Raw genomic sequence first — 20838 nt, 5'->3', positions numbered from 1 at the left:
GCAAAGCTTGGTCGCCTGGGAATGACGGCGCAAGCCGTCACGAAATGGCGTAAGAAACCCAGCGGGTATGACCCCCGCCCGGTAAAGGTTAGCCACCGACCGGAAGCGAGTCTTGCGTGGTGACCGGGTAACCGGCGCTGCGAAGCGTAGACAGCAGAAAAGGGGATTTATTTTCCCTACTCTAAAACGGCCGCTGTTGGCCGATTGCTGCCTGTCGTGGACGACCGTTTAACTTCAAAGCCTGACTGGATTGCAAACTGCTGACACGCGTAGATTCTGTTTTCGACTCGTTTAATGCCGTCGATGCCAGGCCATAAACAGAGAGGAAACAACCGCTCGAAAATTCGAGCCATAGACTCTAGAGCCAGTGGGTAGTCGGAGTCATGTTCCTGCAACCATCAAATCCAGATTCTGCACCGCCGCTCCAGCGGCTCCCTTCCCAAGATTGTCAAACACCGCAGCCAACAAAACCTGCCCCGTCTCATCATTTTCACACACCACCAATCGCAAACTATCAGTCCCGTTAAGCGCCTGAGGATCAAGGCACGTCAACCCTTTGGCCTCCTGCATCGACATCACCTGTACATGGTCCGCATCGACGTAGTGCTGCATAAGACACGCATGCAACCGCACCGCATCCACGCCCGGCGCCAACAAGCGAAGTTGCAACGGTATGGTCAGCACGATCCCCTGCCGAAAAGCCCCATAAGCCGGCACAAACATCGGCCGCTCCATCAGACCGCTTTGCTGCTGAATCTCCGGAATATGTTTGTGTGCCAGCCCCAGACCATAAACCTGAAACGCGGGCGCCTGTGATGCGCCCTCTCCCTCATGCTCTTGCACGCCAACGCGCCCTTTTCCGGAATAGCCCGACACAGCATGAATGTTCGTCGGATAGTCCCTGGGCAGCAACCCGGCCTCCAGCAATGGGCGCAGCAGCCCTATCGCCCCCGTGGGATAGCAACCGGGATTGCTGACCCGCCGTGCCGTGGCGATGCGTTGGGCCTGCTGCGAGTTCATCTCCGCGAAACCATAGGTCCAGTCTGGATGGGTGCGGTGCGCCGAACTCGCATCGATCACCCGAACGGCGGGGTTTTCGATGCTCGCTACAGCGTCGCGTGCGGCTTGGTCGGGCAAGCAGAGAATCGCGATGTCGCAGGCGTTGATGATTTCGGCGCGACGTTGCGGATCCTTGCGATGTTCGGGGCTGAGCGTGATAAGCCGCAGATCGGTCCGGTCGCGTAGACGTTGATGGATTTGCAACCCGGTGGTGCCTTGGTCGCCGTCGATGAATATAAGAGGACTTGCCATGGAATGCTCTCGGACATAGGAAATCAGGAGTTCCAATCTTCAGTGAGGGGCTAAGATAGGAAAAGTTGAATTTCTAAACGATGAAATTCAGCTTTTCTGAACAAGGAGTGACTCATGCGCGAAATCAGCCTGGACCGTCTGCGCACGTTGGTGGCCATTGCCGACCTGGGTTGGGGTCATGCCAAGATAAGGCCAATTCGCTATCATAAGCCCGCCAGTTATGTAGAAGTTTGCATGCATGCCTCTTGGTTATAAAGAGCCTCTGGATTTCCGCCTTTGCCGTCGGCTAGACTGGCCGGCCCTTCAGCGATTGTGGAGATCCCTGTATGGCCACCGTCGAGCGCACTGCCTACCCGCGTTTCCCAAAGGTCTTCTCCACGAAAGAGCTGCAGGCCTGCTACACGCCGACCGCTGAGGAGTTGGACTGGGCAACCCGCTCGACCCGCGGCCAGAGTCCGCGCCTAGGTCTCTTGGTGCTGCTCAAGATCTTCCAGCAACTGCACTATTTCCCCTATCTTGATGCGATTCCCACCGCCGTAGTCGATCACGTGCGAGTTTGCGCGGGGTTGGACCCCGATACGCCGTTCGGTTACGACCGCAAAGTCTCTCCCACGCTGTTCCGGCATTACGTCGTCGTGCGGCAATTCCTCGGCGTGCAACCCTACATTGGCACCGACGCCAATGAGGTCACCATCCGCGCTGCACGTGAAGCGGCCGAGACGATGGATCAGCCGGTGGACATTATCAACGCGACTATTGATGCGCTGATCTTGCAGCAGGTTGAACTGCCTGCGTTCTCAACGCTCGACACCATCGTCGAGCAAATCCATGCCCGCACCCAAAACGCAATGTTCAGGCGGGTCGCACGCCGGCTCTCTGAAGAGGATCGGCAGCGCCTGGACAAGCTTCTCACGCGCGAATTCGCCAACCGGCAGACCGCCTACAACAACATCAAGCGACATGCCCGGCGGCCCTCGCGCAAACACCTGAACCTGCTGATCGAGCATCTGGAGTGGTTGGATTCTTTTGGCGACCTATCCGGCGTCCTGGAAGGCGTGCCTGCCACCAAGCTACGTTCGCTGGCCAACCAGGCCATGGGCCTGGACGCAGCCAACCTCAAGGAAACGCTGCCTGAGAAGCGCTATACGTTGATCGTGGCCTTGCTTGCTCACATGCGCGTGCGCAGTCGCGACGATCTCGCCGAAATGTTTATCCGGCGTATGGGCGCGATCCACAAGCGGGCCCAGGACGAACTGGAATACATCCAGTCTCGCCAGCGCGCCAAGCTCGAAGGCCTTGTCACCGTGCTGGACGGTGTCGTCGATATCGTCGCCGATGGCGGTGACGATGCCCGAATCGGCGCGCAGGTGCGCAAGCTGTTGGCTCCCAATGGCGACCTGGAGCCCCTGCGCGAGCGCTGCGCCGAAGTGCGGGCTTTCAGCGGCAACAACTATCTGCCGCTGTTGTGGCGGCACTTCCGCGCCCACCGTTCGGTGATGTTGCGCCTCGCCCGCGTGTTGGAGTGGGAGTCGACCAGCCAATCACGCACGTTGTTAGCCGGGCTGGAGGTCGCGCTGGAAAACGAATCACTGCACCGGGAGTGGATCGCTGCTGAAGTCGATCTCAGTTTTGCCTCCGAGCGCTGGCGCAAGCTGGTCCGGCGAGCGCACCACGAGGGTCCGCCCACCAACCGGCGCTACTTGGAGTTGTGCGTGCTGTCCCACATGGTCAACGAGTTGCGCTCGGGTGATCTGTGCGTGGTGGGGTCAGACGCCTTTGCCGACTACCGGGGCCACCTGTTGCCGTGGCGCGAGTGCGAGCGGCGCTTGCCAGAGTACTGCGCCAAGCTGGATCTGCCGGCCAACGCGCAGGAGTTCGTCGCGCACCTCAAGCAGTGGCTGGCCGACGCCGCGCAGACGCTGGACAAAAGTTTTCCGGACAAGCGCCAGCACGTCACCATCAGCGCTGACGGCGAACCCTTACTCAAGCGCACCGCTGCGCGCGAAACTCCGCCCTCGGCCGTTGCCTTGCAGCAGGCGCTGATCCGCCGCATGCCGACGCGCAACCTGCTCGACGTGCTGGCCAATATCGAGCACTGGACCCAGTTCACCCGGCACTTCGGGCCGCTCTCCGGCAACGATCCTAAGATCCGCAACGCCGCCGAACGCTATCTGCTGACGATCTTCGCGATGGGTTGCAATCTCGGACCCACTCAAGCTGCGCGCCATATGGGCGATCGCGTCACCCCCCATATGATGTCGTTCGTCAACCGGCGGCACATGAGCCTGGAGAAGCTGGAGACCGCGCAGCGCGAGCTGATCGAGCTGTACCTGCGCCTGGATTTGCCTAAACACTGGGGCGACGGCAAAACGGTGGCCGCCGACGGTACCCAATACGACTTCTACGACAACAATCTGCTGGCCGGCTATCATTTTCGTTACCACAAGATGGGCGCCGTGGCTTACCGGCATGTGGCCGACAATTACATCGCGGTGTTTCGGCACTTCATCCCGCCTGGTGTGTGGGAAGCCATCTATGTCATCGAAGGGCTGCTCAAGGCCAACCTGAGCGTCGAGGCCGACACCGTGCACGCCGACACGCAGGGGCAGTCGGCGGCGGTCTTCGCTTTCACCCACTTGCTTGGCATCAATCTGATGCCCCGCATTCGCAACTGGAAGGAACTGGATCTGTACAAGCCCGATGCCGGCGTCAAATACAAGCACATCGATTCGTTGTTCTCGGCGGTGGTCGACTGGGATCTGATCGCTTTTCACTGGCAGGACCTGATGCAGGTGGCGCTGTCGATCCAGGCCGGCACCATCTCTTCGCCGCTGCTGCTGCGCAGATTGGGCTCGGAGAGCCGCAAGAACCGCCTCTACCTGGCCGCGCGAGAACTGGGCAACGTCGTGCGCACCGTGTACCTGCTCGAATGGGTCGGCAGTCGCGAGCTGCGCCAGGAAGTGACCGCCACCACCAACAAGATCGAGTCGTACAACGGCTTTGCGAAGTGGTTCTCGTTCGGTGGTGACGTGATCGCGGAAAACGAGCCCGAGGAGCAGCAGAAACGCCTGCGCTACAACGACCTGATCGCCTCGGCCGTGATCCTCCAGAACACCGCAGACCTGATGCAGGCCCTACGCACGATGGTCAGCGAGGGCATCAAAGTGAACGTCGCCGACATCGAATTCCTGAGTCCTTATCTGACCCACAACATCAAGCGCTTTGGTGACTACAAGCTGCACCTAGAGCGCGTACCGGAGGCCTGGATTCGCGATGGGTTGTTCGCGGGACCCGCCCGCGCTGTCCGCAGGGCTCGCCATGCCTGAGACCAAGACCCCCTACGGGGATGTCGACAGCGAAGCATTGCAGGGGCTCCGGCAGTCGTTCGATACCCGCACCATTCTGCATGCGGTGGAGTTGCTCGATGGGATTCGAGCACGATGCGCGCCGGACGGGTTGCGCGACGATCTGCTGCGCCTGCACGGCATGGCTCATACCGTGATTAACGACGCGAGCCTAGCCTACAGCACGGATGGACCGACACTGGTTGAACAAGTCGACGCGGTGCTGATGGAGCTTGGCGACTGGCTCGCGGCACTGGAGCGGATGCGCCAATCATTGGAGCCACTGGAACACCTGAGCCCAGCCGACTAGCCGAGCCATTCGGCCCGAAAGCCAACGTAGAAGGCGTCGCCACGCTTCGTTGGCCAGCTCATGGTGGCGCCTTCGATGCGCTGGCTGCCATGGCGATTTGCCCGTTTTCGTGGGTGATGCCGGCAGCCGCCGCGCGTGGAGCATGCCATCGAGAATTGGGTACGCTCAGTTCCAGCCAAGCCGGTGGCTGGCTTGCGTTGCCTGGTGGCGTGCGTCATCTTCCGCGTGGAGGTAGACACTCGTCGTGGCGAGCGACGCATGGCCGAAGTTGTCACGCACGAAGCGCAGGTCCACCTGTTGGTCGGACATGTGCGAGCCGGCCGTGTGGCGCAGCCAGTGGGACGATGCGCTGGCGAGCACGTCAGCCTGCGCGCCAAACTCGGGACCCTGTGCACGCACGCGGTCGGCCGCGAGCTTGAACACCTCCTTGACGATCAGGTGAATCGCCGCGCGCGATAACGGCTTTTCCGGGCCGATCACGGGCAGCAGCAAAGGGCGTGTTTCGCCGATCTGCGGTGACGGCGGCAGGCCGCAGATGCGCCGATAGCGCGCCAGCTCCGCGATCAGTTCATCGGTGGCGGGCACCAGGCGCGTCTTGCCGCCTTTGCCGTGCACCTCGATCCACCAGCGCTCGACGCCCGCCGCGTCCCGGCGAGAGAACACGGCGCCCATGCGCGTGGAGGCGATTTCCGCTAAGCGCAGGCCGGCCAAATACAGCACGGAGAACAACCACCGGCAACGGGCCGCGTGCAGCCGGTCGCGTTCCGTCGCGACGGGCAGGGTTTCGATCGTGGCTTTGACGATGTCCCAATGCGCATGCGTGAGGTAGCGCGTCACGCGCGGGGCTGTCTTGGCGCTGCGACGGCGCGCGAGCGAGAGCGGATTCCCGGCGAGGTATCCGGCTTGCACCAGCCAGGCGAAGAGCGCGTTGAGGATCGTCATCGCATGCCGCACGCTCGTGGGCGACAGTGGACCGGCGAAGGGGCGCCAGTCGGGCGAGCTTCTCGCCAGCTTCTTGCGTGAGGCCATCACCCAACGCCAAGCTGGCTGCGGGTCGGCCAGGAAGCGCTCGTAGAGCAGCAGGTCCTCGTGGGTGAGTGAAGACAGCGGCTTGCCGTGCTGGAGAATCGCCCACAGTATCAGGCGTTCGGCTTCCTTGCGGTAGGTGGCGACCGTGCCGGGCACGCCGGCATAGCGGGCGAGCCACGCAGCCACGGCGGCCAGGTCGTCATCCGCCGTGATTTGGCGGCTCGCTTCGCGTGCGCGGTTGGCGCCGTGAAGGCCCGAGAGCGCTGGCGGGATGCGCAACTGCTCGATGGCCACCGCGGGACCGTTGAACGATGGAACGGGATGGGTCATCGATGCAGGGCCGCCGTCCTAGCGTGCGGGCGTTTCACCACTCGAAGTCCGGCCAGTCTTCGTCGCTGTCGACGAAGGCGGTGGGTGGGATGACATCGGGGCGCAACGTGATATCCGACTTGGCCAAGATCCCGTACATCGGGTCGAACGTCGCCATCACCTTGGGCAGCATCTTGAGGCGCTGTTTGGGCGGCAGTGCAATGAAGTACCGGCAGCGGCTATCGAGCACGCTGTCTAGGTGGACATAGGTGGCGCTCGCAGCGGACCGCGTGCGGTGGATGACTTCATCGGCCAACACCGGCGTGGCGGCGCGCACCGCCGATTCGACCACGTGCTCCAGCTCGAACATGATCGACTGGTCCAGCTTGTTGGTCGGGATGAAGGCCATGGCCTGGCGCAGCACCCCGACTTGCGTCAGGAGTACGGGCCACAGGACTTCGACGCCGTAGATACGGCAACGGTCGTCCTTGGTATCGCCGCGCTGGTCCACGCTGCGCTGCCCCGAATAGGCTTTGCGCACGTCGTACGCCAAGCCGAGCACGAAGCCTTCCTTGTCCTCGATGTAGACGCTTTCCTGCACGACGTAGTGGATGAAGCCGTGCAGGCGCTCCAGCGCCGCGAAATCCCACCACAATGCGACGCCGGCATGGTTCGGCGTCAGTCGGTACTCCAGCATGGTCTTGCTCCCTGTTATCGGTCTTCGCGGGTGTGCCACAGCCGCAGCAGGTAAATGCTCTCGCCCCGGATCTCGTAGCGCATTTCATACTGGCCGACGAGCATGCGCCGCACTTCGCGCGGTTCGAACTGGAACAGTTGCTCGCCCACGCGCGGGTTGGTCAGCAGGATTTCTGGCGCCTTGACCAAAGCCTGCACCGCGCGCGCGGCGGCCGGCCTGTTCACCGGCGCGAGAAACTCATACAGGCGCGTGAGGTCTTCCTGCGCCTTGCTGGTCCACTGCAGTTCCATCAGCGCGGCACCGGCTCACCGGCACCCAGGCTGTCCGCCCAGGCCTGCACGGCCTGGTGGCCAATGACGCGGCCGGCGTCCACGTCGGCCAGCGCCTCGCGGGTGAGGCGGTCGCGCTCCTCTTCCTGGGCGATCCAGGCCGACAGTGCCTGTTTCATGATCCAGCCGCGCGAGCGTTCGAGGCGGTCGGCCAACTGGTCCACCTTCTCGGCCAGCGGCACTGGGACATGTGCGGTCAATACGCGGGTTTCGGCTTTGGACATGGCGTCCTCCTGAAATCGGGTCAATGCAGCGGAGTGCTGGGCCTGCCGCCGTCAACGAAACTTGATCGTGCCGGAGCCAGCCACGTGGTCGTCCCAGCGCAGCGGGTTGCCCCGCACGACGATGTCACCCGAGCCGGCCACGCGGGCGCGCACCTCGGTCCGCACGAAGGCGTCAATGTCGCCGGAACCCGCCACCGACAGGTCGGCCGACTCGGCGATCAGCGCACTGGCATCGACATCGCCAGAGCCCACGACCTGCACGTGCAAGCGGGCGACGTGGCCGCTGGCGGTGATATCGCCCGAACCCGGGATTTCCAGGTCCAAGGCGTCTTGCTGCAGATCGAGCAAGGTGACATCGCCGCTGCCCTTGATCTTGATCGCCGGGAACTCGGGCAGCGCGATGCCGACCACCGCGCGCGGCTGGTGCAGGGAAATGGCCGGCCCGGTGGGCTTGCCGTTCACGATGTCGCCCAAGACCACCGAGCCGACCGTGCCGTGGAAGGTCATGTGGCTGCTGCCGAAGCGGATCGACACGCCTTCGCGCTCGATCACCAGTTTGTCGCCTTTGTAGGCGGTCCGGACCGAGGTCACCGCATCCGCCGTTTCGCCGGCAACGACCAGCGTTGGCGTGTCCGCGCGCCGGAACACCATGTCGACCGAGCCTTTGACGACGATCTTGCGGATCGGCTGCAGGGGACGCTCCTCCTTGAAGGCGGCTTCAAGGCGATCCCAGCCGGTACCGGTGGAGGGCATATCGGAGAGATTCATGAGGTTCGGCGTCATCCAATCATGTCGATTAGAAACCAATCATAGTGATTCAACGTAGGACAATCAACCGCCTGCGAGGTCACCTCGGGCGAGGCGTATTGTGCGGGGCCAGTGCGCAGTATAGTCTAGACAGAAGCGTACTTATGTCTCAAGTTTGTACTTGAAATTATGAAATCACGCGGTTTACGGCATATTATTGACTCATTCGAACTGAAATCCAGGCCCGTCATGACGCTTGACCCCGCATCCACCGCCGAAGACCAAGCGCTGCAGGCCGATATCGCGGCGCTGCGCGGCCGTTTCACCGAGACGCGGGAGCTGTACCGCGAAGTCTGCGCGCTGCTGTTTTTCCGCTATGGCGTCACACCGACGGCCAACAAGCTCTACAGTCTGGTGCGCAAGGGCAGCATGAGCACACCTTCCCACGTGCTGAACCGGTTCTGGCAGGACCTGCGCGACAAAACACGGGTGACGATCGACCACCCAGATCTCCCCGAGGCCTTGAAGCAGGTTGCCGCCGAGGCAGTGTTGGCCATCTGGCAAGCGGCCTCGTCCGCGGCGGCCACCGAACTGGCCGCACTGCGGGCCGAAGCGCGCCACCAGGCGCACGCCGCCGAAGCCGCGCGCGACCAAGCCACTGCGGAAAGCGAAACCGCGCGACAAGCGACCGCGGTCATTCAGGCACAGCTGGACTCGGTGCGCGGGCAGCTTGCCGCGCTTCAAGAAATGCTGTCTGCTGAGCGCCAGGGCCACGCAGCAACCGAAGCGCGTCTGCAGGAGACCCGCCGGCAGTTGGACGAGGCGGCACAGCAGCTCACACAGGCTCGGGTTGAATTTGGCGCGCAGCTCGATCGTGAGCGGGCCCGCGCGGATGCAGCAGAAGAGCGTGCCGCCAGCCACGAGAAACGTGCGTTGCGCGAGATCGACCAGGAGCGCACCGCCCGTCAGAAAAGCGACAAGCTGGCCGATGAGCTACGTGCGCAGGTTGTGGCCGCGCGTACCGCGATGCAAGAAAGCGCCGTGACACATGCCAATGCGATCGGCACGTTGCGCATGGAACTGGGCGCAGTGCGGCAGCAGGCGGAGGGAGCCGCCACGCGGCAGCGTGAAACGGCCGAAGAACTGGTGCAGACCCAGTCGTTGCTGGAGGAGGCGCTACGGCGGGCTGAGCGCGCCGAAACCGAAGCGGAAACAACGCGCCGGCTGGTGAGCGAGTTGAAGAAGGCAACACCAGGACGCGTTGGCCAGCGGACGAAAGCGCCGTGATCCTTAATTACTGAAACGTATGATTCGCGCCGCCTTCATTACTTGAAGGCTTATGATAGCGAACTGGCCTCATCTTGGCATGACCCCGGGTTCGTTTGCCGAGGCGGCCCGTGTGCTGCACCTCGCGCCACCCACGGTCAGTTTGCATATTGCCGACCTGGAGTCGCGGGTTGGCGGAAAGCTGTTGTCGCGCACACGTGGGCGCATTCAGCCTTCGGCGATTGGAGAAACGCTGGTGGAGCGCGCGCGGCGCCTGTTGGCGGATGCGGAGCAGGCGCTTGAGGACGTGGAGCGTCAGGTGCAGGGCTTGGCCGGGCGTGTGCGGCTGGGTGCCTCCACAGGGGCCATCGCACAGTTGATGCCGCAAGCTTTGGAGACGTTGGGCCAACGCCATCCCGCTATCGATGTGCAGGTCGCGGTGCTCACGTCGCAGGAAACTTTGAAGAAGCTTGCCGAGGGCTCTTTGGAGATCGGTCTGGTCGCGCTGCCACAGACCCCGGTGAAGGAATTGCGGATCGAGCCATGGCGGCGGGACCCGGTCATGGCCTTCTTGCCGGCTCGCTGGGAATGCCCGGATGTTGTGACCCCCGGTTGGCTGGCCGCCCAGCCATTAATTCTGAATGACAAAACTACTCGGCTTTCGCGCTTGACCTCGGAGTGGTTCGCCAGTGATGGACGGCAGCCCACGCCGCGTATTCAACTGAACTACAACGATGCGATCAAAAGCCTAGTGGCGGCCGGTTATGGTGCGACGTTGTTGCCGCATGAAGCCTCCACGCCATTGCCCGATACCAGGATCGTCATGCGGCCATTACAGCCCTTATTGTGGCGTCAACTTGGTATTGCCCACCGTGGTGGGGACGTCGAGCGGCCTACGCAACATGTGCTGGATGTGTTGTGGGGGTTGAGTGCGGGCTAGGGCGATGTTGTCAGAGAAAGGACCGCTTTCGACCCGGTCATACGGTGATTGAGGTCCCAGGCGTCAGCTACCGCACCTGAAGCCGTCGTTCATCGCTCCAAAGCCGGTGCCTGTCTCCGTTCGCCCAGGCCAGGGTGTCGTAGTACTTGTGCAGCAGCTCGGTAATGGCGGCGGTGTCGTCGGTCATGGGGTTTCCTTGGGGTTGGCGGTGAGGACTGCCTGGACGCGTGCTTGCAGCGCGGGCAGCACGTCTTGTTGGAACCAGGGGTTGCGCACCAGCCAGCGATTGTTGCGCGGGCTAGGGTGAGGCAGGGGGAACGCTTGCGGCCAGTGCTCGCGCCAGGCTTCGACCACCCGGGTGAGCGGCGTCTTGCCAGTACCGAGGTGGTAGTCCATGGCGTAGCTGCCCAGCACGATGACCAGCGACAGGCGCTCGAAACGCTGCATGAAGGCTTCGCGCCAGGCGGGGGGCGCACTCCGGGCGTAGCGGCAGGTCACCGCTTTTGCCGGTGCCCGGATAACAGAAGCCCATGGGCAGAATGGCGATGCGGGTAGGGTCGTAGAAGGTGTCGCGGTCCACGCCCAGCCAGGCGCGCAGACGCGCGCCGCTGGCGTCGTCGAAGGGCACGCCTGAGGCATGGACCCGGGCCCCCGGTGCTTGGCCGGCGATGAGGATGGGCGCACTCGGGTGAAACTGGAAGACCGGCTGCACGCCGTGTGGCAGATGCGGTGCGCAGCGCGTGCAGGCGCGGACGTCGGTCAGAAAGGCGTCGAGTGTCGGCATGGCGCGCTTCCGGAAAGGGTGGCTCGCGCAGGACGGAGGTGCCATCCTGCGCGAAGCGTAACCCGGCAGCAAGTCAGTGCTGGGTCAGTGTCGGATAGCCCTGGATGAATACGCGGTCGGTCTTGGCCGCCGGCACATGGCAGCCCATGCAGTCGGCTTCGTAGCTGACGGCGACATTCTTGGCGGGGGCGTCGGCCTTGAACAGCGCCCAGCCCCAGCCGTCGCCCCACAAGGGGTTGCTGGCGAAACGGCCTTTGGCGTCCTTGACCATCACGAACCACACGGCCGCATCGGAACCCCAGACCACAGGGTTGCCAGTGGTCATGGCGCTGGTTTCGAGCTTGCGGATCTCTTTCACCAGCGTGGCGCCGTCCAAGAACTTGCCGGTCTTGCGGTAGTGCTCGGCCGAGGCCTTTTCGGTGTACACATCGTGCAGGCCGCGAGAGGCGGATTTTTCGTCCAACACCGCATATGAGCCCAGGTGGACGAAGTTTGTGCGGAAGTCTGTGGGGCGGCTGATGCCGCCCTGGCTGTCCACATAGGGCGAAAAGTCGCCGGCCGTGACGGCCAGTGGCAGGACGAGGGCGCTGGCGAGCAGAGCGCCGGTGAGTGCGATTTTCGTTGTGTTCTCCTTATATGCCTATGGAGATCAGACGGCGACCACGGGGAAATCCACCGTGGTGTCGGCGATGTGGTTGGTGTAGTTGGTGAGCGTGTTCAGCGCGATGTTGGCGATCACTTCCAGTATCAGGCCGTCGTCGAGCCCCGCGCGGCGGTAGTTGGCCATGGCGTCGGCCGACACCACGCCGCGTTGCTCGACCAGCGCGCGGGCAAAGCCGGCAATTGCATCGTCAAGTGCGTTGGCCGCCTGGCCGGTGCGGGCCGCGGCGATGGCCTCTGCCGACAGTCCGGCACCTTTGCCGATCAGGGTGTGTGCGCTCAGGCAGTACTGGCAGCGATTGGCTTGACCGGCAGCCAGCGCAACGATCTCGCGCTGGGTGGCACTCAGGCGGCCGGTGCCCAGCGTTTCGGACAGGCCGAGGTAGCCGTTGAGCGCTGCCGGCGCGTGGGCCAGCGTGGCGAGCAGGTTCGGCACCATGCCGAGCTTGGCTTTGACGGCCTTGAGTGTGGCAGCGGTAGCGGCGTCAGCGGTGTCGATGGTCAGGGGGGCGATTTGGGTCATGTCTATCTCCGTAGTGGGTGAGGTGCAAGAGCAAGTGGGCATGATCGCCCTTTGTTTGGTACGATATGGCACGTAAAGTATCAAATACGTAACCTATCGTCTTATATGGAGAGTGGAATGGCGGATCGACTGGCCGGCTTGCTCCGGCACTACTCGCTTTCGGCGCGCGTTTTTCACAGCGGCGCCTTCTGTGAGCAGCATCATTACGCGGCGCCGCATGGCTATATCCATCTGGTGCGGCGCGGCCCGATTACGGCGCGTTCGCCCGTGCATGAAGATCTGCTGGTTACCGAGCCGAGCCTGCTGTTTTATCCGCGCGTGGCGTCGCATCGTTTTGTCGCCGCCCCCGGCGATACCGCTGAGCTGTTGTGTGCGGAGGTCGATCTGGGCGCTTCGACGGGCAATCCGTTGGCCATGGCCTTGCCGTCGATGCTGCTGATTCCGCTGGCGGACTTGCCCGGCCTCGGGCCGACGCTAGAGCTGCTGTTTGCCGAAGCCGAGCGCGACCAGTGCGGTCGGCAGGCCGCCATCGACCGCTTGTGCGAGTTGCTACTGATCCAGTTGCTGCGTTATCTGATGGATGGGCGGCTTGGCGCCACCGGACTGCTGGCGGGACTGGCCGACCCGAAACTCGCGCGCGCCATAACCGCCATGCACGATGCGCCGCAGACCGCGTGGTCGCTCGAGGCGCTGGCGGCGCAGGCGGGCATGTCACGCGCGCGCTTCGCCGCCGCGTTCAAAGACGCGGTGGGCGTCACGCCGGGCGACTATCTGGCCGACTGGCGGATGAACGTCAGTTGCACCCTGCTCAAGCAGGGGCGTCCGGTGGCGGTGGTGGCCGACCGCGTCGGCTACGGCAGCCCGAACGCGTTGGCGCGCGCCTTCCGCGTGCGCATGGGCTGCGCCCCGCGCGACTGGCTGGCGCAGCAGCGCGGTGACGCGTCGCTCAGCGGTTCGTGAGTTTGAGGTCGATTCGCCGGTTCTTGGCGTAGGCGGCGTCGGTGTTGCGCTCGTCGAGCGGGTGAAATTCACAGGCGCGGCACGGGAATCAAGGCATTGCGATTCTCGAAAATAGTTCTTGAAATTCTATTCTTGATTGCATATCATCTCAACGAGTTTCGATAAGAAAGGATGCGCATGCGACCGTCTGTTGTGCTTGACATGAAGCGAAGCGCAGTGCGTGAAGCGGTAGGCCGCTTTCGCGCCGCGAACCCGCGCGTCTTCGGCTCGGTGCTGCATGGCACCGACCGGGATGGCAGCGACCTCGACCTGTTGGTCGATGCGCTGCCCGGTGCCACGTTGTTGGACTTGGGCGATTTGGAAGAAGAACTGAAATCGCTGCTCGGCGTTGACGTCGATCTGCTGACTCCCGGCGACCTGCCGCCGAAGTTCCGGGCCAAGGTGCTCGCGGAGGCGCAACCGATATGAGCGAGAACCGCCTGCCCGATTACCTCGACCACATTCAGCAGGCCGCAACCGATGCGCGCAGCTTCGTGGAAGGGATGGCCAAGGACGACTTCTTGGCCGACAAGCGCACCCAGCAGGCCGTCATCATGAGCCTGATCGTCATCGGCGAGGCGGCCACAAAGGTGATGGATGGCTACGTCGAGTTCACCCAGGCGCATGCCGACGTGCCGTGGCGCAGCATGCGCAATATGCGTAATCGCATGGCTCACGGCTATTTCGACATCAACCTCGATGTGGTGTGGGAGACGGTACAGGAATGGCTGCCGGCGTTGCTCCAGCAATTGCCCGCCGTGCGTCAGGATGCCGACGATGAAGACCGTAACGACAAAGGCATGGAGCCATGACCAATCAAGCCGCCGATGTTCGGCCCCTCTGGCGTGTTCGATCCCGCGACCTATGAGCCGCGCTCGGGCAAGACCTTCTGGATGGCCGCAACGGACGTGAGTTCGCTGGTGGGCAAGGAGGCAGCAGCCGACACGCTCATCGGCAACTGCACGACCGCACGACCAGCCTCCCGTTCAAATTCGAGTTAGAACTCATATCCAGCCTGTCTGGGGGCACTGTGAAAGAGGGATCTCCGATGACTGTTGAATCGAGAATATTTTCTGTAGCCGAGTATGTTCAGCCGTCCGAAGGCGAGCCTATTCGTTCCGTTGTGCTTGAAACCCGAGACTCAATTATCGTGGTTTGGCATGTCCATCCCGGGCAGGAAATTGCGGCTCACATTCATCCTCACGGCCAAGACACGTGGACTGTTTTGTCGGGAATGGCTGATTACTTTCAGGGCAATGGGATTGTTCGTGCCCTCAGGGAAGGTGAGATAGCCGTGGCAAGACCGGGCCAAGTGCACGGGGCGCGAAATACAGGTACCGAGCCATTTGTGTTCGTCTCGGTTGTGGCATCAGCCAATGCCGGTTTCGTATTGGCTGAGCGATAGAGCCCAATCTCTGGAGTTGGTCCAATGAGCGGTCGGGGAGATAGGTAACAGACATGCAGCGGACACGGCTGCTAAACCAGGTCGCAAACCTCCTTGCGTCGCAGCGTGCCGCAAGCGACGCGATCAATCGAATGGGGTCGGCATGAGACTGAACACCATCCAGTTCCCGACCGCGTAGCCGCCTGTCCTGCCGATCAGGTCTTGACCATCGACGCCTGGGATCAGTCCTGAATGTTCTTGGAGACCACTACGTTATGAGCCGCAGCCGCCGCAAAACACCCATCGTCGGGCACACGACCTGCGGCAGCGAGCGCGAGGACAAGAAGCTCTGGCATCAGCGCTGGCGCACCCGTGAGCGCACGGCGCTGACCAGCGCGTCGCCCGAAGCCCTGAGCGCCCATCTGCCCCTGCTGGAAAACCAGGCCAGCAGCGTCTGGTCGATGGGCAAGGATGGCCGCTCCTACTGGCCCGTCAAGCGCCAGGCCGCCACGGCGGATCGCATCGCCAATCACAAGGGACGCAACCCGCAAGAACGCGCCTCCCTGAAAAAGCGCCTGCTGCGCAAGTGGATGAGCAAATGAAGCTCTCCTTCCATCAGCACATTGCGCTGTTCTGGATGATCGGTGCTCCGGGCGTCTTCGCGCCCGTGATCGAGAACGCCAAGCGGCCCGATGCCGGCGCCGTCATGGCGTGGGGTGTCGCGATCGTGGCGGTGATGATCCTCTTCACCCCTTTGCTGCTGCGCTGTCCACCATTCCGGCGCTGGTATGGCCGGACGGATGCGCTGTCGGAGCGGCAGCGCCAGGCGCTTGCCGAGCGCGGCCTGCGCCGCTACTACCAGACCGCTTTCGATGACGGCTACGTGCCCCGCGTGATGCCCTACGTGTGGCGCATCATCTGGACGGTCGGCGGGTTGATGGCTGTGACCGCCGTACTGCCTACCAACACCGGACGGCCAGCCTTCGATGCCTTGGTGGTCTTCTCGACCTGGTATCCGATAGGCGTGATGCTGCTGGTTTTCGCGTCGAGGCCCCTTGGCCGGTTGATTCGCCAAAGAGCACAGGAGCGGCGGAAATGAGCACGTCAACCATCGAGGCGCTGGCCAGCGCCTGGGCAAGGATTGCCGAGGAAGCGGAATTCCCCGCTGACTACGAGGGGACTGCCACACCACAAGCGCATCGGGCTAGCGAAGCTATTCAGGAGCAGATTCGGGAGCGCATCGTCGCCACCAACGACATGCGGCTGTTCAGCCTGCTGCACCTGCTGGGTCAGGCGTCGCTGCGCATGGAGCAAGCGCTGTGGCCGGAGGATTACGAGCGGATGACGCGCGAGGTTGAGGAAGCCCTGCGGCAAGCCACCGACGCCAACGCCAGATCGTACACCCACGAAGAAGTGATGCAGGCGATGCAGGAACGCATCGACCGGGCGCGAGACAAGCCATGTTGATTGGCTATGCGCGCGTCTCGACGCAGGATCAGAACCTGGAGCTGCAACGCGAAGCCTTGAGCAAGGCCGGATGTAAAAAGGTCTTCGAGGACAAGGTGAGTGGCACGCGGGCAGACCGGCCTGGCTTGGCCAAGACGCTCGAAATGCTGCGCGAAGGCGATACTTTGGTCGTCTGGAAGCTCGACCGGCTGGGCCGGTCGGTCAAGCAACTGGTCGATCTGGTCGGCGATCTGCACAAGCACGGTGTCCAGTTCAGGAGCCTCACCGACTCCATCGACACCGGCACACCATCCGGGCGGTTCTTCTTCCACGTCATGGCGAGCCTTGCCGAAATGGAGCGCGAGCTGACCGTCGAGCGCACCCGCGCCGGGCTGGAAGTCGCCAAGCAGCTCGGCCGCAAAGGCGGCCGCAAGCCGAAGATGACCGACAGCAAGATCGAGTCGGCCAAGAAGCTGCTGGCCAGCGGGGTGCCGCCCAAGGACGTGGCCAAGAACCTCGGCGTGTCCATTCCGACGCTGTACCGCTGGGTGCCAGCCTCCACGCACGCTTAGCGTGCTTTATTTTCCGTTTTCTGAGACGACCCCTTAAAGATCGTCAAGACGCCGGATTCGCTAGCGACATACAACCATCCGAGCGCCGCGTCGTAGGCCACGACGTCGGGCGTCTGTCCAACCCCGAAGCTTGCAACCACCTGTCTGGTGTTCAGGCTCAACACCAGCAAGCGACTGTCGCCCTCGCACGCGATAAACGCCAGTCGCAGCTTGGGCACGATCAGCAGCCCATGGTTTCCTTCGGCACCGGGCAATGGGATGCGATCCACGACTTGATCGGTGCGCGGGTCGATCTCGGCCAAGATCCCCCGTCCCTGGACGTTGACGAGGATGTGCTTCGAAACCGGGTCATACTGCGTGTTCCCAACGGCGCCGCCCAGCGCGATCGTCGTTATTCGCTGGCTGGTGCGGGCATCAATTACCGTTTCCGTGTTACCGGTCTCATCGGAAACATACAGCTTGCCGAGTTCCGGGGCGTAGGCGACGCCGTCAGGATAGATGCCTCCCGGAATACGGGCGACGATTCTCAGCGTCGCGGCGTCGATTGCCACGATTTCGTCGGTCCCCGTCGCGGAGGCATACACACGGTCGAGCTCCGGAACGGCCAACGTGCCATGGACATGACGGATGTTGCTGATCGTGGCCAGCACCCCTTTGGTTTTGGTGTCCACGACAACCACCGCGCTATCCCCGAGGTGGGCGACAAACAGCCGCGACCTGGTCGGGTCCAAGCTGAGGTAGTCCCAGCGCGTCGTGGCGCCAGGTAACGGATAGTCGCCCACATGTCGCAACGGCAGTGTCCCGGCCGGCCTTTGCGTTGCCGCACTGACGGTAAGTGCCAAACCGAGTGCGAGGGTGGCAAGTGCGAGTACGCACCTGAATGACGTGCAGCCTTCGAGTATCGGCGATCGGGTGTGCATGGCTCTCAAAGTTTTGAGGACCGCAGACAAGCGCGGGGACCGGACATGCTGGCCCGCGCTCACCGCATCACTGATTTGTGCACGCTGGCCTGCGCGTCCAGGGCTTTCTTCACGCCCTTTGCCAGGTCGACCGCTTTGCCCTTGCCCCAGTAGTGCAGGAACATGTAGCGCGGCTGCTCGTGCGTCATGTGCTGGTGAATGGCCACGATGTTGATGCCATCGGCCCGCATCGACTTCAGCACGGGCTGCAGCTCGTCTTCGCGCATCGCGAAGTCACCATCCACCACGGCCTCGTCATCGGTGCCGGCAAACGCGGCCCAGGTGTTCAGCCCCATTTCATTGCCGAAGGACACACCGTGCATGGTGCCCTTGGCACCGATCACGACCTTGAACATGCCATTGCTGGCTTGCCCCTTCGTCCCAAAAATGGCGTCCAAGGGCGCCGGCGTGATCTTGTTCTCGCTGGCGATCTTGCCGGGAAACGCCGTCCCGGGAGCTGGGTTCGCCGCACGAATCTCGGCGATTTTGTCGTAGACCTTCTTTACGCCAGCGGCGAGTTCGGCCGGGTCGCCCATGCCGCCGATATGCATGAAATACACCCGAGGCCGGTCGAAGAAGAAGTGGTTGTGCAGTGCCGTGACCTCCAGCCCGGCGTCGAGTGCCGCGCTCATGGCCGGGTTCACCTCATCCTCGAAGAGCACGGTGTCGCCCATCAGCATGGCGTGGCCGTCATGGGCTGGCGTGAACGCCGCCCAGGAGGTCAGTCCCATGAAGGGCGGCATGGCCACGCCGTCCACTTGGATGGGGACATCGTTGCGCGGCTTCGACACCTTGAAGACGTTCTCCCGCTCGGAGAAGCTGCCCTTCAGGCCGGTGACCTGTTCGATGCGAGCGGTATCCAGGGCGGCTCGCTGCGCGGGCGACGCCGCGTGGGCGATGGCACAGACGCTGACGGTTGCAGCCAGGGCAAGAGCAATCGGTGTTCGCAAAGCCATTTCATACTCCAAGGGTTGGGGGGGGGACGGGGAAACGCCTCGGTCAGTTGAGCGGTTCGACGCGCCGAAATCCGCGCAGGATGGCGAGGTCGTAGACAATTTTCAGGACGCCGCAGGCCACCAACGGTGCGCCAATCCAGCCGGCGGCGAGCATCGCGCTGGCCAGTGTCGGGCTGATGGCAGCGGCCAGGCTTCTGGGAACCGAGGTCAGGCTTGCCGCGGCGGTGCGCTCGGGCGGCGTCACCACCGCCATCACGTAGGCCGTTCGGGTCGGCACATCCATTTGGGAGAGCGCGCTGCGCACGAGCAGCAGCCCCAGGGTCAAGGCCAGCGACGGCGCGAACGCCGCCGCGATCAGGCAGAGGCTGGACGGGATATGCGTGAACACCATCGTGTTGAGCAAGCCGATCTTGCGCGCGAGGGGCACGGCGACGAGCTGGGACGCCGTCGTCAGCAGCCCCGCAAAGAAGAAGAACTGGCCTGCGGCCCCGGGCGAAAGGCCAAAACGCTGCATCAGCCACAGCGATAGCAGTGCGTTGACCACCAGGCCGCCCGCAAACGCATCCACGCTGAAAAGCAGCGCCAGCCGGATCACGATGCCGCGCGAAGGCCCCAGTGGAGTTGCAGCCCCGCCTGATTGCGGCTGATGCAGAGGCAGACGCGCATAGAGCACCCAGAGTGCGACACCGATCAATGCGTAGACGAAGAACATCGCTCGCATCGCCGCCAGGAAAGACAGGCCGCTATGCGTAGCGAGCCAGCCAGGCAGGGCTGCGGCCAAGGCACCGATGGCGGCGGAAAACGCCCCGATCAGGCTGTAGCGGGCGAAGAGCGCGGTACGGGCATCGGGCAAAGCCGATTCCGCCAGACGCGCCTGCTCCAGCGGGAGGAACACACTGACATCGCCTGAACTGGGGTTGAGCGTGCCGACAAAGGCGATGGCCAGCAGCGGCCAGAGATCGGAGAGCCCGGCAAAGCCCACGCCGGTCGCCGCCATCAAGGCGGCCGCCAGCATCAGGAGGCGGCGCGGCGCAAAGCGACTGCCGAGCATGCCGACCAGAATCGTTGCCAGCGCCGAGCCGATCAGCGTGGCGCTGCTAACGAGCCCGACGGCCCACTGGGTGAGCCCGAGCGCCAGCAGGTATGCCGGCAACAGCACGGCGATGTAGCCGTCGCAAAAACCGCGCAGTGCCCGGCCGACAAGGATGAACCAGGCACCTGCATCAACGCCCGACGGCAGAAGCCAGCGTGTGAGCCGGCCCCGGGTGGCGGCCACGGCAGATGCCAGGCCGTGATGTACAGCCTCAGTCATCGTCTTCGTCGGCGATTTGCTGACCGTCTTGGCCGATGAGCACGGTGGACTTGTCGCTTCCACTGCCGAGCGTGACCTCGTAGCGGACCCGGCCGTTCTGCGTCTGCTTCTCGATTTCGCCGATCGCCCGCCCGCCCGCCTGCCGATCAATCGTCGCTTTGACTGGCGCCGGGACTTGCGCAATACCGACGACCTCGCTGCTGCGCTCGCCAAACGGGTTCTTCTTGCAGCCGGCGATCGCGAAGGCTAATGAACAGGCGAGAACGATTGCAGCGAGCTGCTGGGCGTCATTCGACATGGTGGGCTCCGATACGTCATCTGTTGACCAAATCCCCCTGCGCAAAGCCGTTTCCATTGCGCCGATATTCGATTGCGTGGCCATGGCGCCAGACTTCGAAGCAATCCTCGGCCTGGGGCTTGCCCTTGCCGTTGGAATCGGCAATGCACAACTCGCCGCCCCGCACGCGCCAGCGGCCGCCTAGGACCTGTCCGTGCATGACGGATTCGACCGTGCCGTCGGGCTTGAACTTGTCCGACCAGTGGGTGCCATCAGTGATGGTCTTGCCAACGATCGCCTTCTTGAGTTCAGCACCGCTCAGGTGCTTGAAACCTTCATCGGCCAGCACCGAAGTGGTGGTACATAGCATCGCGATTCCAGCCCAGACAATTGCGCATGGCAACCGGCCTTTGGTCCCGCCCACTTCCGACTTGAAATTCACTTCTTTCTCCTCTCTGTA

The 20838-nt window shown here is 63.1% G+C and carries 27 protein-coding genes and 1 pseudogene; 14 read left to right on the top strand and 14 right to left on the bottom strand.

Going from position 1 to position 20838, the window contains the following annotated elements; all coding sequences use genetic code 11:
- Window positions 1–381 precede the first annotated feature (381 nt).
- Complete coding sequence (gene argC, locus TK49_RS23145; protein WP_003465021.1) at window positions 382–1311, bottom strand: N-acetyl-gamma-glutamyl-phosphate reductase; 930 nt, start codon at window positions 1309–1311, stop codon at window positions 382–384.
- A gap of 114 nt (window positions 1312–1425) precedes the next feature.
- On the opposite strand from argC, the gene TK49_RS24690 reads away from it, so the two are divergent.
- From TK49_RS24690 to tnpC, 3 genes are all read left to right on the top strand, one after another.
- A complete protein-coding gene (locus tag TK49_RS24690) occupies window positions 1426–1566 on the top strand; it encodes a hypothetical protein (RefSeq protein WP_157774042.1) in 141 nt (46 codons plus the stop codon).
- Window positions 1567–1637: 71 nt separating this feature from the next.
- On the top strand, window positions 1638–4637 hold the full coding sequence (locus TK49_RS23140) for a Tn3 family transposase (RefSeq protein ID WP_004637366.1): 3000 nt from the start codon (window positions 1638–1640) through the stop codon (window positions 4635–4637).
- Entirely contained in the window at window positions 4630–4965 is a 336-nt protein-coding gene (gene tnpC, locus TK49_RS23135; protein ID WP_012430353.1) for a Tn3 family transposase post-transcriptional regulator TnpC, read from the top strand. The genes TK49_RS23140 and tnpC overlap by 8 nt, the downstream gene beginning before the upstream one ends.
- Before the next feature lie 165 nt (window positions 4966–5130).
- Here the strand turns inward: tnpC and TK49_RS23130 are convergent, their stop codons facing one another.
- The 5 genes from TK49_RS23130 to TK49_RS23110 are packed head-to-tail and all read right to left on the bottom strand — an operon-like array spanning window position 5131 to window position 8336.
- Complete coding sequence (locus TK49_RS23130) at window positions 5131–6324, bottom strand: tyrosine-type recombinase/integrase (protein WP_004637351.1); 1194 nt, start codon at window positions 6322–6324, stop codon at window positions 5131–5133.
- Between the two features lie 34 nt (window positions 6325–6358).
- Window positions 6359–7000 carry a DUF6904 family protein gene (locus TK49_RS23125; protein WP_004637349.1) on the bottom strand — a complete coding sequence of 214 codons (642 nt, stop codon included), beginning with the start codon at window positions 6998–7000 and terminating at the stop codon, window positions 6359–6361.
- Window positions 7001–7014: 14 nt separating this feature from the next.
- Complete coding sequence (locus TK49_RS23120; RefSeq protein WP_004637348.1) at window positions 7015–7290, bottom strand: type II toxin-antitoxin system RelE/ParE family toxin; 276 nt, start codon at window positions 7288–7290, stop codon at window positions 7015–7017.
- Window positions 7290–7553, bottom strand: a complete 264-nt coding sequence (locus tag TK49_RS23115; RefSeq protein ID WP_004637345.1) for a CopG family ribbon-helix-helix protein — start codon at window positions 7551–7553, stop codon at window positions 7290–7292. Before TK49_RS23115 ends, TK49_RS23120 begins: the two co-directional genes overlap by 1 nt.
- A gap of 51 nt (window positions 7554–7604) precedes the next feature.
- A complete protein-coding gene (locus TK49_RS23110; protein WP_004637344.1) occupies window positions 7605–8336 on the bottom strand; it encodes a head GIN domain-containing protein in 732 nt (243 codons plus the stop codon).
- A 213-nt stretch (window positions 8337–8549) separates the two neighbouring features.
- Between TK49_RS23110 and TK49_RS23105 the strand changes: the two genes are divergently transcribed.
- Together TK49_RS23105 and TK49_RS23100 are read left to right on the top strand one after the other, a co-directional pair.
- Complete coding sequence (locus TK49_RS23105) at window positions 8550–9587, top strand: DNA-binding protein (RefSeq protein WP_004637342.1); 1038 nt, start codon at window positions 8550–8552, stop codon at window positions 9585–9587.
- 79 nt (window positions 9588–9666) lie between these two features.
- On the top strand, window positions 9667–10506 hold the full coding sequence (locus TK49_RS23100; protein ID WP_240480110.1) for a LysR family transcriptional regulator: 840 nt from the start codon (window positions 9667–9669) through the stop codon (window positions 10504–10506).
- Between the two features lie 183 nt (window positions 10507–10689).
- On the opposite strand, the pseudogene TK49_RS24365 reads toward TK49_RS23100, so the two are convergent.
- The 3 genes and pseudogenes from TK49_RS24365 to TK49_RS23085 all read right to left on the bottom strand — a co-directional run bounded on the left by TK49_RS24365 (window position 10690) and on the right by TK49_RS23085 (window position 12473).
- Window positions 10690–11290 (bottom strand): annotated as a pseudogene (locus TK49_RS24365) (uracil-DNA glycosylase family protein).
- 73 nt (window positions 11291–11363) lie between these two features.
- Entirely contained in the window at window positions 11364–11753 is a 390-nt protein-coding gene (locus tag TK49_RS23090; RefSeq protein ID WP_073665606.1) for a cytochrome P460 family protein, read from the bottom strand.
- Window positions 11754–11939: 186 nt separating this feature from the next.
- Window positions 11940–12473, bottom strand: coding sequence for a carboxymuconolactone decarboxylase family protein (locus tag TK49_RS23085; RefSeq protein ID WP_024542568.1), 534 nt, complete (start codon window positions 12471–12473; stop codon window positions 11940–11942).
- Between the two features lie 117 nt (window positions 12474–12590).
- Between TK49_RS23085 and TK49_RS23080 the strand changes: the two genes are divergently transcribed.
- The 9 genes from TK49_RS23080 to TK49_RS23050 all read left to right on the top strand — a co-directional run bounded on the left by TK49_RS23080 (window position 12591) and on the right by TK49_RS23050 (window position 16874).
- Complete coding sequence (locus TK49_RS23080) at window positions 12591–13433, top strand: helix-turn-helix transcriptional regulator (RefSeq protein WP_024542567.1); 843 nt, start codon at window positions 12591–12593, stop codon at window positions 13431–13433.
- A gap of 177 nt (window positions 13434–13610) precedes the next feature.
- Window positions 13611–13901, top strand: coding sequence for a nucleotidyltransferase family protein (locus TK49_RS23075; RefSeq protein WP_001247892.1), 291 nt, complete (start codon window positions 13611–13613; stop codon window positions 13899–13901).
- On the top strand, window positions 13898–14284 hold the full coding sequence (locus TK49_RS23070) for a HepT-like ribonuclease domain-containing protein (RefSeq protein ID WP_003100872.1): 387 nt from the start codon (window positions 13898–13900) through the stop codon (window positions 14282–14284). The genes TK49_RS23075 and TK49_RS23070 overlap by 4 nt, the downstream gene beginning before the upstream one ends.
- Before the next feature lie 15 nt (window positions 14285–14299).
- The gene (locus tag TK49_RS24835; RefSeq protein WP_003154411.1) at window positions 14300–14473 is read left to right on the top strand and encodes a hypothetical protein; all 174 of its coding nucleotides are present in this window, start codon (window positions 14300–14302) and stop codon (window positions 14471–14473) included.
- Window positions 14474–14520: 47 nt separating this feature from the next.
- Entirely contained in the window at window positions 14521–14877 is a 357-nt protein-coding gene (locus TK49_RS24360; RefSeq protein WP_003465043.1) for a cupin domain-containing protein, read from the top strand.
- Window positions 14878–15131: 254 nt separating this feature from the next.
- Complete coding sequence (locus tag TK49_RS23065; protein ID WP_003100858.1) at window positions 15132–15458, top strand: hypothetical protein; 327 nt, start codon at window positions 15132–15134, stop codon at window positions 15456–15458.
- Window positions 15455–15955, top strand: coding sequence for a hypothetical protein (locus tag TK49_RS23060; protein WP_003100856.1), 501 nt, complete (start codon window positions 15455–15457; stop codon window positions 15953–15955). Before TK49_RS23065 ends, TK49_RS23060 begins: the two co-directional genes overlap by 4 nt.
- Window positions 15952–16323: a hypothetical protein gene (locus TK49_RS23055; RefSeq protein ID WP_003100853.1), complete on the top strand. Its 372-nt coding sequence runs from the start codon at window positions 15952–15954 to the stop codon at window positions 16321–16323. Before TK49_RS23060 ends, TK49_RS23055 begins: the two co-directional genes overlap by 4 nt.
- On the top strand, window positions 16317–16874 hold the full coding sequence (locus TK49_RS23050) for a recombinase family protein (protein ID WP_003100847.1): 558 nt from the start codon (window positions 16317–16319) through the stop codon (window positions 16872–16874). The genes TK49_RS23055 and TK49_RS23050 overlap by 7 nt, the downstream gene beginning before the upstream one ends.
- Here TK49_RS23050 and TK49_RS23045 read toward each other — a convergent pair.
- The 5 genes from TK49_RS23045 to TK49_RS23025 all read right to left on the bottom strand — a co-directional run bounded on the left by TK49_RS23045 (window position 16871) and on the right by TK49_RS23025 (window position 20820).
- On the bottom strand, window positions 16871–17545 hold the full coding sequence (locus tag TK49_RS23045; protein ID WP_369812462.1) for a YncE family protein: 675 nt from the start codon (window positions 17543–17545) through the stop codon (window positions 16871–16873). The genes TK49_RS23050 and TK49_RS23045 overlap by 4 nt on opposite strands.
- A gap of 308 nt (window positions 17546–17853) precedes the next feature.
- Window positions 17854–18789, bottom strand: a complete 936-nt coding sequence (locus tag TK49_RS23040) for a DUF1259 domain-containing protein (RefSeq protein ID WP_024542565.1) — start codon at window positions 18787–18789, stop codon at window positions 17854–17856.
- Window positions 18790–18832: 43 nt separating this feature from the next.
- The gene (locus TK49_RS23035) at window positions 18833–20101 is read right to left on the bottom strand and encodes an MFS transporter (protein ID WP_029769034.1); all 1269 of its coding nucleotides are present in this window, start codon (window positions 20099–20101) and stop codon (window positions 18833–18835) included.
- A complete protein-coding gene (locus TK49_RS23030) occupies window positions 20094–20399 on the bottom strand; it encodes a hypothetical protein (protein WP_024542609.1) in 306 nt (101 codons plus the stop codon). The genes TK49_RS23035 and TK49_RS23030 overlap by 8 nt, the downstream gene beginning before the upstream one ends.
- Window positions 20400–20415: 16 nt before the next feature.
- A complete protein-coding gene (locus TK49_RS23025) occupies window positions 20416–20820 on the bottom strand; it encodes a hypothetical protein (protein ID WP_024542610.1) in 405 nt (134 codons plus the stop codon).
- Window positions 20821–20838 lie beyond the last annotated feature (18 nt).

This window comes from Ralstonia mannitolilytica, assembly GCF_000954135.1.
GTDB lineage: Bacteria > Pseudomonadota > Gammaproteobacteria > Burkholderiales > Burkholderiaceae > Ralstonia > Ralstonia mannitolilytica.
Note: the sequence above shows the minus strand (reverse complement) of the source record. Positions and strands in the feature narration are given on the sequence as shown.